The organism is uncultured Brevundimonas sp. (assembly GCF_963977465.1).
Lineage (GTDB): Bacteria > Pseudomonadota > Alphaproteobacteria > Caulobacterales > Caulobacteraceae > Brevundimonas.
The window spans coordinates 195,900-209,800 of sequence record NZ_CAXBOQ010000005.1 but is presented as its reverse complement, the minus strand read 5'-3'; the positions used below and the strand labels follow the sequence as shown (position 1 = coordinate 209,800).

At 67.1% G+C, this 13,901-nt stretch carries 11 protein-coding genes; 7 read left to right on the top strand and 4 right to left on the bottom strand.

The window, feature by feature from the left end:
* Window positions 1-61: 61 nt before the first annotated feature.
* From AAC067_RS12135 to AAC067_RS12110, 6 genes are all read left to right on the top strand, one after another.
* Entirely contained in the window at window positions 62-649 is a 588-nt protein-coding gene (locus AAC067_RS12135; RefSeq protein ID WP_339932867.1) for an SH3 domain-containing protein, read from the top strand.
* Between the two features lie 88 nt (window positions 650-737).
* Window positions 738-1,280, top strand: coding sequence for a 3-hydroxyacyl-[acyl-carrier-protein] dehydratase FabA (gene fabA, locus AAC067_RS12130; protein WP_339932865.1), 543 nt, complete (start codon window positions 738-740; stop codon window positions 1,278-1,280).
* 58 nt (window positions 1,281-1,338) lie between these two features.
* Window positions 1,339-2,568: a beta-ketoacyl-ACP synthase I gene (gene fabB, locus AAC067_RS12125; protein ID WP_339932863.1), complete on the top strand. Its 1,230-nt coding sequence runs from the start codon at window positions 1,339-1,341 to the stop codon at window positions 2,566-2,568.
* 51 nt (window positions 2,569-2,619) lie between these two features.
* Entirely contained in the window at window positions 2,620-3,882 is a 1,263-nt protein-coding gene (locus AAC067_RS12120; protein WP_339932861.1) for a cation:proton antiporter, read from the top strand.
* A gap of 83 nt (window positions 3,883-3,965) precedes the next feature.
* Window positions 3,966-4,763, top strand: a complete 798-nt coding sequence (locus AAC067_RS12115; protein WP_339933195.1) for an enoyl-ACP reductase — start codon at window positions 3,966-3,968, stop codon at window positions 4,761-4,763.
* A gap of 78 nt (window positions 4,764-4,841) precedes the next feature.
* Window positions 4,842-5,774 carry a YHYH protein gene (locus AAC067_RS12110; protein WP_339932859.1) on the top strand — a complete coding sequence of 311 codons (933 nt, stop codon included), beginning with the start codon at window positions 4,842-4,844 and terminating at the stop codon, window positions 5,772-5,774.
* Here the strand turns inward: AAC067_RS12110 and rimM are convergent.
* From rimM to ffh, 3 genes are all read right to left on the bottom strand, one after another.
* Complete coding sequence (rimM, locus tag AAC067_RS12105; protein ID WP_339932857.1) at window positions 5,771-6,298, bottom strand: ribosome maturation factor RimM; 528 nt, start codon at window positions 6,296-6,298, stop codon at window positions 5,771-5,773. The two genes, AAC067_RS12110 and rimM, sit on opposite strands and share 4 nt — an antisense overlap.
* A gap of 111 nt (window positions 6,299-6,409) precedes the next feature.
* Complete coding sequence (gene rpsP, locus AAC067_RS12100) at window positions 6,410-7,045, bottom strand: 30S ribosomal protein S16 (RefSeq protein ID WP_339932855.1); 636 nt, start codon at window positions 7,043-7,045, stop codon at window positions 6,410-6,412.
* Between the two features lie 27 nt (window positions 7,046-7,072).
* The gene (gene ffh / locus AAC067_RS12095) at window positions 7,073-8,596 is read right to left on the bottom strand and encodes a signal recognition particle protein (RefSeq protein ID WP_339932853.1); all 1,524 of its coding nucleotides are present in this window, start codon (window positions 8,594-8,596) and stop codon (window positions 7,073-7,075) included.
* A 343-nt stretch (window positions 8,597-8,939) separates the two neighbouring features.
* Between ffh and ppc the strand changes: the two genes are divergently transcribed.
* Complete coding sequence (gene ppc, locus AAC067_RS12090) at window positions 8,940-11,636, top strand: phosphoenolpyruvate carboxylase (protein ID WP_339932851.1); 2,697 nt, start codon at window positions 8,940-8,942, stop codon at window positions 11,634-11,636.
* A gap of 83 nt (window positions 11,637-11,719) precedes the next feature.
* Here the strand turns inward: ppc and AAC067_RS12085 are convergent, their stop codons facing one another.
* A complete protein-coding gene (locus tag AAC067_RS12085; protein WP_339932849.1) occupies window positions 11,720-13,888 on the bottom strand; it encodes a M3 family metallopeptidase in 2,169 nt (722 codons plus the stop codon).
* Between the last annotated feature and the right edge of the window lie 13 nt (window positions 13,889-13,901).

Here is a 13,901-nt window from a genome sequence, read left to right as displayed (position 1 = left end):
TTGACGGGTGACCAAGGGGCGATAACGCCCGGAGCGCCCGCCCGCGACGGAATTCATACCGGTGTCTAGCAAAGCTGCCCCCCGCCGCCAAAGCCTGTCGAGGCGGTTCGCCCTCGGGGCGGTCGCCATCGGCCTGGGCCTGATGGTCAGCGCCGGGGCCACCATGCCCGACGGACGCCCGACCCCGACCGGTTTCGATGTGCCGCGCTGGGTGACGCTGAAATCGTCGCGCGTGCGCGCCCGCCAGGGCCCGGGTCTCGATTATCGCATTCTGTGGGAATACCGGGCCGCGGGCCTGCCGGTCCAGGTGATCGCCGAGACCCGGGAATGGCGCAAGGTCTGCGACCCCGAGGGGTCGATCGCCTGGATCCATCGCACCGTCGCCTCCGGTCGCCGCACCGTGTTCAATCCCACCGCCGTGGAGGTTCCGGTCCACGCCGGGCAGTCGGACGAGTCGCCGCTGCGGGCCCGTCTGTCCCCCCGGGCCACCGTTCCGCTCGATGCGTGCGAGTCCGGTTGGTGCCGTATCCGCGCCCGCAAGCTGCGCGGCTGGGTTCGCGCCGACGCCGTGTTCGGGACCCAGGGCAATCCCCTGTGCGACGCGTCCCGCCCGGCGGGACAGGGACCGGACCGTCTCCCCGCCAGTTGAGCCGCCCGCCCGCCTCGTGTAACCCGGCGCAACACCGGCCTCATGCAGCGCGACGCGCTACGGGTCGAAAGACATCCGGAGCGCCTGAGTGACCCAGCCGAAATTCCCGTCGTCGTTCGATCACGAGGCCCTGCTGGCCTCGGGCCGCGGCGAACTGTTTGGCCCGGGCAACGCCCAGTTGCCGGCTCCGCCCATGCTGATGTTTGACCGGATTGTGAATATCAGCGCCGACGGTGGCGAACACGGCAAGGGCTATGTCGAGGCCGAACTCGATATCCATCCGGACCTCTGGTTCTTCCAGTGCCATTTCATCGGCGACCCGGTCATGCCCGGCTGCCTCGGCCTCGACGCCATGTGGCAGCTGGTCGGCTTCTACCTGGGCTGGATCGGCGGCCCCGGTCGTGGCCGCGCCCTCGGGGTCGGTGAGGTCAAATTCACCGGCCAGGTCCAGCCGGACGTGAAAAAGGTGGTCTACAAGATCAATCTCAAGCGGGTCATCAATCGCAGATTGGTGATGGGAATCGCCGACGGGGTGCTCGAAGCCGACGGCGTCCCCATCTATACTGCCTCGGACATGCGGGTCGGCCTGTTCGGCGCGACCCCGGCGTCAGATGCACCCGCCGGCGGCTGATCCGCGGCAGACAACATTCGCGGTCAACGCGGATACGGATTTAGGTAAGGAAGTCAGCATGCGGCGTGTGGTCGTCACCGGTCTGGGTATCGTCTCTTCCATCGGCACGGGCCAGGATGAGGTCACCGCCTCTTTGCGCGTGGCGCGCTCGGGTGTGGTTGCGGCCCCGGACCACATCAAGCATGGCTTCCGTTCCCAGGTCTGGGCCCCGCCCTCGCTGGGCGCGACGGCCGAGGACTGGGCCCCGCTGGTGGATCGCCGCGCCGCCCGCTTTCTCGCCAACGGCACCGCCTGGGGCCATATCGCCTTCGAGGAGGCGCTGAAGGATTCCGGCATGTCCGCCGAGGAGATCCGGTCGGACCGCATCGGCCTGATCGTCGGTGAGGGCGGCCCCTCGACCCAGATCATCCTGCAGGCGGCGGCCACCACCATCGAAAAGGGCTCGCCCAAGCGCATCGGCCCGTTCGCCGTGCCCAAAGCCATGGCCTCGGGCCCGTCCGCGGTGCTGGCCACCTGGTTCCAGCTCAAGGGTATCAACTATTCGATCAGCTCGGCCTGCGCGACCAGCGCCCACTGCATCGGCGCGGGTGCCGAGCAGATCGCCTGGGGCAAGCAGGACGTGGTCTTCGCCGGTGGCTGCGAGGATATCGACTGGTCGATGTCCAACATGTTCGACGCGATGGGCGCGATGTCGTCGAACTTCAACGACACGCCATCGAGGGCGTCGCGCGCCTATGACACCACCCGCGACGGCTTCGTCATCGCCGGTGGGGCCGGCATCGTCGTGTTGGAAGAATACGAGCGGGCCGTGGCCCGCGGTGCCACCATCTATGCCGAGGTCACCGGTTACGGTGCCAATTCGGACGGTTACGACATGGTTGCCCCCTCGGGCGAGGGGGCCGAGCGCTGCATGAAGATCGCCCTCGACATGGCCGGCAATCCGAAGATCGACTATCTGAACCCGCACGGCACCTCGACCCCGGTCGGCGACTCCAAGGAGATGGGCGCGGTCCGCAACGTGTTCGGCGACCAGATGCCGATGATCTCCTCGACCAAATCCCTGACCGGCCATTCGCTGGGTGCGGCCGGGGCGCAGGAGGCGATCTACTGCCTGCTGATGATGAAGCACGACTTCGCCGCCGAGAGCGCCCACATCGAGACCCTCGACCCCGAGTTCGAGGGTATGCCGATCCTGCGCCAGCGTCACGACGGGCCGCTGACCCACGTCATGTCCAACAGTTTCGGATTCGGCGGCACCAATGGCACCCTGATCCTCAGCAAGGTCTGAGGACAGGAGCCAAACCGGCTCCGGCGCGCTAGGCTTGTCTCTCTGTAGAAGGTGACGACCCTGACCGCCGATCCCTACGTCCTGTTTCTGCTCGGCCTCGGGGCCGTGATCCTGATGGTGTCCTGGGCCCCCGTCGGGCTTAAGCGCTGGCCGCTGACCCTCGCCATCCTGTGCGTCGGCATCGGCGTAGTGGTATTCAGCACCGGGGTGCTGTCGTTCAATCCTGACCCGCGCACCTGGGACACACTGACAGAACGGCTGGCCGAGCTGGTTGTGCTTATCAGCCTGATGGGGGCCGGGCTGAAGCTGGACCGGCCGCTGGGTTGGCGGCGCTGGGGCTCGACCTGGCGGCTGCTGGCCGTGGCCATGCCCCTGACCATCATCGCCACCGCCTGGCTGGGCTTCATGGGGCTCGGCTTCAGCCTGGCCATGTCGCTGCTGCTGGGAGCCGCCATGGCCCCGACCGACCCGGTGCTGGCCGCCGACGTCCAGGTCGGGCCGCCCAAGTCCGGCGACGACGACGAGGTCCGCTTCGGCCTGACCTCAGAAGCCGGACTCAACGATGCCCTCGCCTTCCCCTTCGTCCATCTGGCCATCCTCGCCGCAGCCGGTGGCCTGGCCACGACCGCCGGCCTGACCGATTGGTTCACGATCAAGGTGGTGTGGAAGCTGCTGGCCGGGGCGGGGGTCGGCTATCTGGCGGGGCGCGGTCTCGGCTTTCTGATCTTTCACAGCCGCAAGGCCGGCCTGTCACGCCTCGGCGACGGCCTGGTCGCCCTGGCCGCCACCTTCCTCGCCTATGCGCTGGCGGAGCTGGCGCACGGCTACGGCTTCCTCGCCGTCTTCATCTGCGGCCTGACCATCCGGGCCTGGGAACGCGATCACGACTTCCACAAAGAGATGCACGACTTCTCGGACCAGTTCGAACGGCTGCTGATGATGCTGCTGCTGGTGCTGTTCGGCGGGGCCCTGGCCAACGGGCTGCTGGACGCCCTGACCTGGACCGACGCCGCCATCGGCCTGGCCATCCTGCTGGTGGTGCGACCCGTCGCCGGCCTGATCGCCATGATCGGCTCGCCCCAGCCGTGGCGCGAGCGGCTGCTGATGTCGTTCCTCGGCATTCGCGGCATCGGCTCGATCTACTATGTGGCCTATGCCATCAACCACGGCGATTTCGGCAGCAGCGAGCGGCTGTGGGCCATCGTCGGCTTCATCATCCTCGCCTCGATCGTGATCCACGGGGTCAGCGCCAGCCCGATGCTGATGCGGCTGGCTCGCCGTCGGGACCGCCAGGACCGGACGACCATCAGCTGACGCTTTCCCCGCGCGCGGCCCCCTGCTAACGCTCGGCCCAACAGATCAGGAGACAGACCATGGCGAGCGAGAGCGGCTGGAACATGCCCAAGGGTGACCTCATGAAGGGCAAGAAGGGCCTGATCATGGGAGTCGCGAACAGCAACTCCATCGCCTGGGGCATCGCCTCGCAACTGGCCGCCCAGGGGGCCGAGCTGGCCTTTACCTATATGGGCGAGGGGCTGGAGCGTCGCGTGCGGCCGCTGGCCGAAAGCGTCGGCGCGAAACTGCTGCTGCAGGCCGACGTCACCGACGACGCCTCGATGGACGCCGCCTTCGCCGAGCTGGAAAAGCAATTCGGCACCCTCGACTTCGTCGTGCACTCGGTCGCCTTCGCCAACAAGGACGAGCTCAAGGGTTCTTTCGTCGAGAACACCAGCCGCGACAGCTTCCTGCTGGCGATGAACATCTCGGCCTTCAGCTTCGTCGATGTGGCCAAACGCGCCGCGCGGATCATGCCCAACGGCGGGTCGATGATCACCATGACCTATCTCGGGTCCGAACGGGCCATCCCCAACTACAATACCATGGGCGTGGCCAAGGCGGCGCTGGAGGCCGCGACCCGCTACATCGCCCGCGACCTGGGGCCCAGGGGCATCCGCGTCAACGCCATCTCGGCCGGGGCCATGCGCACCCTGTCGCTGGCCGGCATCTCGGGCGGGCGCGGCATGATCAGCCAGGGCCGGGCCATGAGCGCGATGAAGGAGGACACCTCGATGGAGGGGGTCGCCGGCTGCGCCCTGTGGCTGTGCTCGGACCTGGGCCTGTCGACCACGGGCGAGATCATCCACGTCGACGCCGGCTTCCACATGATGGGCCTGGCCGGCGACGAGGAGGGCTGAGCGGGTCTTTGCGTCGCGGACAGAGCGACGGAACCCGTGCCGGCCCGCGTATAACGACGGTCGTCCCGGAGAGTGCCAATGACAACCGCCGCCCGAAACCTCGCCGTCGTGTTGGCGCTGTCCCTGTCGGCCGGCACTGTCCAGGCCGCCGCGCGTCATGACCCGCCGCAGAGCCTGCCGCTCGGCGACGGCCACGTGACCCAATATCCGGCCGCGGGCAATGTCTTTGCCTGCCAGACCGAGTTCCGCAACGGCGCGCGCCACGACGGGCCGTGGTTCCATGGCGTTACCTGGAACCCATTGGAGAAACCGCGCGTCGCGGGCGAAATCCTGTGGCCGCAGGCGGAACTGACCGTGACCCACCGGGGCGAGGTTCAGCGGGTCGAGGGCAACAGCCTTCCGGTCGGAACGCCGACGGGGCAGTTCCCGATCACGCCCGACCAGCCCGCCTATCAATACGACACCAACCCCAACCGGATCACTGAACAGGCGCTGGACTTCGCCATTCCCGCCCACCCGGTGCGCAGCGCGACACCCCAGTGCCTGCCGATGGGAATGATCGGCTTTTCGGTGACCGGCGTGGCCTTCTACAATGCGCTGGACGACGCCGGACGCGACGCCGCCGCCCATGAGATCCAGGACCTGTGCGACGGCCACCCCCAGGGGCGCGGCCAGTACCACTACCACAGCGCCTCGTCCTGCATCCCCGGGGCCCGGGACAACGTCCTGGCCGGCTGGGCGCTGGATGGCTACCCGATCATGGGCATGATCGACGCCGACGGCGTTCAGCTGCGCAATGCCGATCTGGATGATTGTCATGGCCGGTCGGAGACTGTGGTCATCGACGGACGGACCTATGACTATGCCTACCGGCTGACCGCCGAATATCCCTATGTGATGGGTTGTTTCACCGGACAGATGCTGGCCGAAACCCGCACAGACATCCGCGACGGCATGGCACCGCGCCAGAACGGCGGCCGCGCCAACCGCGGCCGCCAGCGCGGCCGCTAGTCCGGTTCGCGCTCGCCGACCTCTTCGGGGCGCACAACCAGCAGCCAGCCGTCGGCGATGTGCAGATCCGGCACCGCTTCGCGGGTGAAGGGCACGAACCAGGTCGGGCCGCCGGTCGCCGGAGTGATCTCCAGCATGTCGCCGGCTCCGAAATTCTGCACCGTCCGCACCGTGCCGAGGACCGCGTCAGCCGGATCGCGTGCCTCCAGACCGACCAGGTCGGCCAGGTAGAATTCGTCTTCTTCCGGGGCGGGGAAGCGGTCGCGCGGCACATAAAGTTTCAGATTGCGCAGGGCGTCGGCCTGTTCCTTGGTCTCGACCTCCTTCACCCGGCCGACGATGCCGTCCTTGGTCGGGCGGGCCGTTAGCACGGTCAGGGCATGGGTGCCGTCGGCCCGCAGCAGCGGTCCATAGGCGGTCAGGGCCAGCGGGTCGGCCGTATAGGCGGTGATCTTGACCTCGCCGCGCACGCCGAAGCCGCCCGCCACATGGCCGACGAGGATGAGAGTGTCTGATGCCGTCATGACGTTCGTTCCCGCTTTCGCCCCCGGATAACAGAAAAGCAGCGCCCGGGCGTCGGGCGCTGCCTTCTGTCACCTGATCCCCGACACAGGCCGGGGGCGGGCGGTCGAGGTTTAGGCCTCGGTCTTTTCTTCAGCAGCGGCTTCGGCAGCCGGGGCTTCCTCGGCAGCGGCGTCAGCGGCCGGAGCCTCTTCAGCGGCGGGAGCTTCAGCGGCCGCTTCAGCAGCCGGAGCCTCTTCAGCAGCGCCTTCGGCGGCCGGGGCCTCCTCGGCGGCGGCTTCCGGCTCCGGAGCCGGCGGCGCGTTCTTGGCGGCTTCAGCGGCAGCGGCCGCTTCTTCCTTGGCCTTCACGGCGGCTTCGGCGGCTTCGATCTTGGCAGCGGCCTCGGCCTCGGCGCGATCGGCCTCGCGCTGGGCGCGTTCGGCGGTGCGTTCCTGGGCCTTCTTGCCGGGCTGTGCCTTGTTCGGGTTGTTGGACTGGGTCCACTTGACCGTCTGGCCCAGGGTCTCGTCCTGGCTCAGGAAGCGGGCGACGCGGTCGGTGGGCTGGGCCCCCTTGCCGAGCCATTCAGCGATACGCTCGACCTTGAGCGTGACGCGCGGCTTTTCACCGTCCTTGGGCAGCATCGGGTTGTAGGTACCGACGCGCTCGATGAATTTGCCATCGCGCGGCGAATGGGAGTCAGCGACGACGATATAGTAGTAGGGGCGCTTCTTGGCACCACCACGGGCCAGACGAATCTTCAGCATTTTCAGTCTCTTTCCAGGGTTCTAATTCTATTTCTTGGCAGGGAGGCCCGGCAGGCCGGGAAGGCCTCCCGGCAGTTGTCCGCCGCCCAGGCCGGAGAGCCGGTCCTGAATGGCTTTCATTTCGTCAGCAGAGGGTTCCGGCATCTTGCCGCCGCCCATGGCCTTGAGCCGGGCCATATCGGCCCCGCCGCCACCCATGCCGGGCAAGCCGCCCATCATGGCGGCCATCTTCTGCAGGTTCTTGCCGCCGCCACGCGACAGCGACTTGACCATGTCAGCCATCTGTCGATGCTGTTTCAGCAGGCGGTTGATGTCCTGGACCTCGACGCCGGAGCCGGCCGCGACCCGCTTCTTGCGGCTGGCGTTCAGCAGGTCGGGCTTCTTGCGCTCGGTCTTGGTCATCGAGCTGATGATGGCGATCTGGCGCGCGATCATCTTGTCGTTGATGTTGTTGTCGGCCATCTGGGCCTTCATCTTGGCCACGCCCGGCAGCATGCCCATGATGCCCTGCAGCCCGCCCATCTTGGACATCTGCTGCAGCTGGGCCGACAGGTCGTTGAGATCGAACTGGCCCTTGGCCAGTTTGCGGGCCATGGCCTCGGCCTTGGACTGGTCCAGCTCCTGGCTGGCCTTCTCGACCAGGGCGACGATATCGCCGTGACCAAGTATCCGACCGGCGACGCGGCGGGCGTCGAACACGTCGAGCGCGTCGACCTTCTCACCCGAGCCCAGATATTTGATCGGCAGGCCGGTTACGGCCCGCATCGACAGCATGGCCCCGCCGCGACCGTCGCCGTCGGCGCGGGTCAGGACCAGGCCGGTCAGCGGCAGACGCTCGTGGAATGCGGCGGCGGTGCGCACCGCATCCTGGCCGGTCAGGCTGTCGGCGACCAGCAGGGTCTCGACCGGGTTCGAGACCCGGGCGACCTCGGCCACCTCGTTCATCAGGGCCTCGTCGAGCGTGATCCGCCCGGCGGTGTCGAGGATCAGGACGTCGAAGCCCTGGAGTTTGGCGGATTGCAGCGCCCGTTTGGCGATCTCGACGGCCGACTGACCCTCGACGATCGGCAGGGTCGCGACCTCGATCTGCTTGCCGAGGGTGGCCAGCTGTTCCATCGCCGCCGGACGGCGCGTGTCCAGCGAGGCCATCATGACCTTCTTGCGGTCGAACTTGGTCAGGCGCAGCGCCAGCTTGGCCGAGGTCGTGGTCTTGCCCGAGCCCTGCAGGCCGGCCATCAGAATCACGGCGGGCGGCGTGGCATTGATATTCAGCGGGGTCGGCTCTTCGCCGCCCAGCATCTCGACCAGCCCGTCATAGACGATCTTGACCACCTGATCGGCCGGCTTGACCGAGCGGATCACATCCTCGCCTGTGGCGCGTTCGGTGGCGAAGGTGATGAAGTCCTTGACCACCGGCAGGGCGACATCGGCCTCCAGCAGGGCCACGCGCACTTCGCGCATGGCTTCTGCCACGTCCTTTTCGGACAGCGCGCCACGCCCGGTAATCCGGTCGAAAACGCCTGTCAGTCGCTCGTTCAGGGCCTCGAACATACAAACCTCATGCTCATTTTCGCTTCCGGCCGGAATGACCTGAATCCAGAAAATAAGCGCTCAGCTCCGGCGAGTTGGTTCGGTCCCCATAGAGAAATATCCCCTGGCGACGATCACGTCGGCAGGGGGTTCTCGCCCACCTCGTCCCGATGGATCGGGGGTCGTGTGGGTGGAGACGCGAGGTTCACTTGCGCCGGAAGCCCGGGCTTATGCGCGAAAACCCGGGCAAAGACAAGCTGACCGGCTGACGGAGCACACATCGGGTTTCAGCGTTACCATAGACGCTGCCCGACCGGCGGCATCCTGATAGGATTGTCAGGGCCCCCTACCGAAAGACTCTCCCATGCCTCCCCCCTCCGACGACCGTCTGCGCGAAGAAGTCCGACTGCTGGGCAGCCTGCTCGGCGATGTGATCCGGGATGAGGGCGGACTGGCCCTGTTCGACCGGATCGAGGCGGTGCGCCAGGCCTCCGTGGCCTATCACCGCGACCCGGACGCCCATGACACCAAGCCGCTGGAGGCGCTGCTGGCCGAGCTGTCGCTGGATCAGGCGGTCGGCCTGGCCCACGGCTTTGCCACCTTCTCCTTGCTGGCCAATGTCGCCGAGGACCGGGCCGGCAAACGTCATGCCCGCGCCCTGTCCGACGACGGAGCCCGCGCCGATACGCCTGAGGGCGCGCTGGCGCGTCTGGCCGAGGTCGATCGTACGCCCGAAGACGCTCGCGATCTGCTGGCTGGTGCCTTGATCTCCCCGGTCCTGACCGCCCATCCCTCCGAGGTGCGTCGCAAGAGCGTTCTCGACCGCATCACGGCCGTCAGCGACCTGCTGGATGCCTGTGACCAGGACGATCTGGCCTGTGCGCCCGACACCCTGACCCGGGGGCTGCGTCGCCAGACGGTGATCCTGTGGGCGACCCGGCTGGTGCGCACGACCGGCTTGGTGGTCCAGGACGAGATCGACACCGTCGTCTCCTTCCTCGAGCGGGTCTTCCTGCTGGCTGCCCCGGCCCAGTTGGCCGAGTGGCGTCGTCGCCTGAACGCGCCGGACCTGCCGCCCTTCATCCATATCGGATCCTGGGTCGGCGGTGACCGGGACGGCAATCCCAATGTCGACGCGACCGTGCTCGAGGCCGCCTTCCGCACCCAGGCGCGGGCGGTGCTGCGCTTCTATATGGACGAGGTGAATGCCCTCGGTGCCGAGCTCAGTCTGTCAGGCTCCCTGGCCGGGATCAGCGACGACCTGCGCACCCTGTCCGAGGCCTCGGGCGACACCTCGCCCCATCGCGCTGGTGAACCCTACCGCCGCGCCCTGTCCGAAATCTATGCCCGGCTGTCGGCGACCCATCCGGTTCTGACCGGTCTGGCCGCTGCTCGTCCCGCGCCGTTCGCGGCCGAGGCCTACAGCGGCCCGGGCGCCTTCCGCACCGATCTGCGGGTGCTGCGCGACAGCCTGATCGCCCACCACGGCGATGCGTTTGCCGACGACCGCCTGACCCATCTGATCACTGCCGCCGAGGTGTTTGGCTTCCACATGGCGACGATGGACCTGCGCCAGAATGCCGACGTCCATGAACGGGTGGTCGCCGACCTGTTCCGCGCGGCGGGTGTCTGCCCGGACTATCTGGCGCTGGGCGAGGAGGCGCGCATGACCCTGCTGGCGTCGGAGCTGGAGTCCGAACGCCCGCTGTTCAGTCCCTATGCCGACTATGATCCCGAGACTCTGAAGGAACGCGCCATCCTCGAAGTCGCCGCCGGGGCTCTGGCCCGGTTCGGCCCGCGGGCCCTGCGGACCCATATCGTTTCCAAGACCGACGCCGCGTCCGACCTGCTGGAGGTCTATCTGCTGCTCAAGGAGGTCGGCCTGTACCGCCCGTCCGAGCCCGGAGCCTGTCCGATCCAGGCGGCCCCCCTGTTCGAGACCATCGACGACCTGCGAGCCTCCAAGGCGACCCTGTCCCGGCTGATGACCGAGCCCTCGGCCCTGGCTGTGGCCCGCGCCCGTGGCGTTCAGGAGGTGATGATCGGCTATTCCGACTCCAACAAGGATGGCTCATATCTGACCTCGACCTGGGAGCTGCACGAGGCTTCGCGCGCCCTGCTCGACGTCACCCGTGAGGCCGGCGTCCGGCTGCAGCTGTTCCACGGTCGTGGCGGGGCCGTCGGTCGCGGCGGGGGCTCCAGCTTCGCCGGCGTCATGGCTCAGCCCCAGGGCACGGTAGACGGTCGCATCCGCATCACGGAACAGGGCGAGGTCATCGCCAACAAATACGGCGCGCCCGACATCGCCAAACGCAACCTCGACGCCCTGACCTGCGGGGTTCTGCTGGCCTCGCTGCGCCCCGTCGCCGACGAATCCTTCACGGCCCGCCACGGCGCGACCGTGGCGGGCCTGTCGACCGCGTCAATGGCCGCCTACCGCGCGTTGGTCTATGAGACCGACGGCTTCGTCGACTATTTCCGCGCCGCCACCCCGATTGCCGAAATCGCCGAGTTGAAGATTGGCTCGCGCCCGGCCTCACGCAGTTCGTCGACCGCCATCGAGGATCTGCGCGCCATTCCCTGGGTGTTCAGCTGGTCGCTGTCACGGGTCATGCTGCCCGGCTGGTACGGGTTCGGCTCGGCCGTCCAGGGGGCCGACATGGCCGAGTTGAAAACCATGGCCGCCGAATGGCCCTTCTTCCGCACCCTGGTGCAGAACATGGAGATGATCATGGCCAAGGCCGACATGAGCATCGCCCGCCGTTATGCCGATCTGGTACCAGACGCCGCCCTGGCCGACCGCATCTACGGAGCCCTGATGTCGGAATGGAACCGCACCCGCGACGCGGTCCTCGCCATCACGGGCCAGGACGAATTGCTCGGCGATCAGCCCGAGCTGGACCGGCTGATCCGGCTGCGCCTGCCCTATATCGAGCCGCTGAACCATCTGCAGGTCGAGCTGATCCGCCGCCGTCGCGCCGGGGACACCGACCCCCGCGTCCGCGAGGGCATATTGCTTACCATCAACGGCGTCGCGGCGGGCCTGCGCAACAGCGGCTGAGTCCCCGGCGACACGGTGCCCGACATGAGAACGGCCCGGTGGATCGCTCCACCGGGCCGATATTCATCAGGATCGCCGCGGTCCTAGTTGACCGGGAAGCCCCGCACCTTCAGCAGGGCCGCCACGTCCGGGTCACGGCCGCGGAACTGGCGATAGGCCTCGCCGCGATCGGTGGTGTTGCCCGGGGCCAGGATGATCGACTTGAACCGGCTGGCGATGTCCGGATTGAACACGTCTCCCGACTCCTCGAAATAGGCCCAAGTGTCGGCGTCCATCGTCTCCGACCACAGGTAGGAATAGTACCCGGCCGAATAGGCATCGGACGTGAACAGGTGATTGAACTGCGGCAGGCGGTGCCGCATCACGATCTCCTTGGGCATGCCGTAGCGGGCCAGGCTCTCGCGTTCGAAGGCGTCGATGTCGGTCGGCGGCGTGGCCCGGGTATGCAGGTCCATGTCGACCAGCGCCGAAGACAGATAGCTGACCGTGGCATAACCCTGGTTGAAGGTGGCCGCGGATTCGATCTTGTCGACCAGCGCCTGCGGCATCGATTGACCGGTCTCGACATGCTTCAGATAGCCGTCGAGGATCGGCCGGCTCAGCACCCAGTGTTCGTGCACCTGCGATGGGTACTCGACGAAGTCGCGCGGCGTACCACCCAGCGCCGGATAGGTCACGTTCGACGACAGGTAGTGCAGGGCGTGACCGAACTCGTGGAACATGGTCTCGGCGTCGTCGAGTGAGATCAGGACCGGCTGGCCACCCTCGGCCTTGGTGAAATTGTTGTTGTTCGAGGCCAGCACATTGTCGTCGCCGGCATAGGTAGAATGCGACCGGTAGGTCGTCATCCACGCCCCCGACCGCTTGCCCGGGCGGGCATAGTCGTCCGTGTAGTACAGACCGACCGGACGACCGTGGTCCTTGACCTCATAGACGGTCACATCCGGATGGAAGACCGGCACCGTTCCCGTCGGCAGTTTGGTGAAGGTGAAGCCGTAAAGACGCTCGGCCATGGCAAAGGAGCCGGCGCGGACATTGTTCAGCTCGAAATAGGGCTTCAGCTCATTCTGGTCGAGATCGTATTTCGCCTTCCGGACTTTCTCCGCATAGTACAGATAGTCCCACGGCTCGATGTCGTGGCCGGCGATCGCGCGCATGTCCGCGACCTCCTCGACGACCCGCGCCTTGGCCGGGGCCCAGACCCGGTTCATCAGGTTCATGGCCGCGGCCGGGGTCTTGGCCATCGTGTCCTGCATGCGCCATTCGGCATGGTTGCCGAAGCCGAGCAGGGCTGCGCGCTCGGCCCGCAGCTTCACGATCTCGGCGATGGTCGCATTGGTGTCATTGGCGTCGCCGTTGTCACCGCGATTGACGAATTTCTTCCAGACGACCTCACGCAGGGCGCGGTTGTCGGCGAAGCTGAGGAAGGGGTCGACGCTGGAGCGACTGTTTACGATGACCCAGCCCTGCAAATCCCGCGAGCGCGCAGCCGCAGCAGCGGCGGCCTTGTTGGACGCCGACATGCCGGCCATTCCGGCCTCGGTCGGAATCACGGTCCAGGTGCGCTCATCCGCCACAACCTTCTGGCTGAAGCTGGTGAAGGCGTTCGACAGAGCCGTGTTGATCCGGCCAAGCTCGGCCTTGCCGGCCGCGTCGAGGGCAGCACCGTTCCGCACAAAGGCGTCGCGGGACCGGGTCGCGATCCGGGTCTGTTCGGTCGTCAGACCAGCGGCGGCGGCACCGTCCGCCACGGCCCTGACGCGCTGAAACAGTTTCTCGTTGAAGGTAATTTCGTCACCGGCGGCCGACAACAGCGGCGACACCTCGGTATCAACCGCCTGATAATCATCCGATCCGATATTCTGGATCATGACACCATAAACCGCGTCTGCCCGATCCATCGGCGCACCGGCCATCTGCATGGCAACCAGGGTGTTGGTGAAGGTTGGGGCGGCCGGATTGTTGGCGATGGCCAGGATCTCGGCACGGCGCAGCTCGATAGCTTCCAGAACAGCCGCGCGCAGCTTGGCCGCCGTCACCTTGTCCCAGGGCGGCACCCCGCCGAACGGCCCGGCCCATGGTTGCAGCAGTTCAGCCCGCGGCGTCTGGTCCGGAAGAACCGCGCGGGCGATGGCCGCGTCCGCGGCGAGCGAAGTCGGCGAGGAGCCGACGGCCGTCATGGCTCCCGCTGTAGCGCAACCGGTTAGGGCGAAGAGGCTCGCGCCCCCGATGAGGACATGACGTCTATGCATGGTCGCTCCGTAA

Coding starts and splice junctions, on each gene's coding strand:
- fabB (WP_339932863.1), top strand. CDS start 1,339: ATGCGGCGTGTGGTCGTCACCGGTCTGGGTATCGTCTCTTCCATCGGC.
- AAC067_RS12115 (WP_339933195.1), top strand. CDS start 3,966: ATGCCCAAGGGTGACCTCATGAAGGGCAAGAAGGGCCTGATCATGGGA.
- AAC067_RS12110 (WP_339932859.1), top strand. CDS start 4,842: ATGACAACCGCCGCCCGAAACCTCGCCGTCGTGTTGGCGCTGTCCCTG.
- rimM (WP_339932857.1), bottom strand. CDS start 6,298: ATGACGGCATCAGACACTCTCATCCTCGTCGGCCATGTGGCGGGCGGC.
- rpsP (WP_339932855.1), bottom strand. CDS start 7,045: ATGCTGAAGATTCGTCTGGCCCGTGGTGGTGCCAAGAAGCGCCCCTAC.
- ffh (WP_339932853.1), bottom strand. CDS start 8,596: ATGTTCGAGGCCCTGAACGAGCGACTGACAGGCGTTTTCGACCGGATT.
- ppc (WP_339932851.1), top strand. CDS start 8,940: ATGCCTCCCCCCTCCGACGACCGTCTGCGCGAAGAAGTCCGACTGCTG.
- AAC067_RS12085 (WP_339932849.1), bottom strand. CDS start 13,888: ATGCATAGACGTCATGTCCTCATCGGGGGCGCGAGCCTCTTCGCCCTA.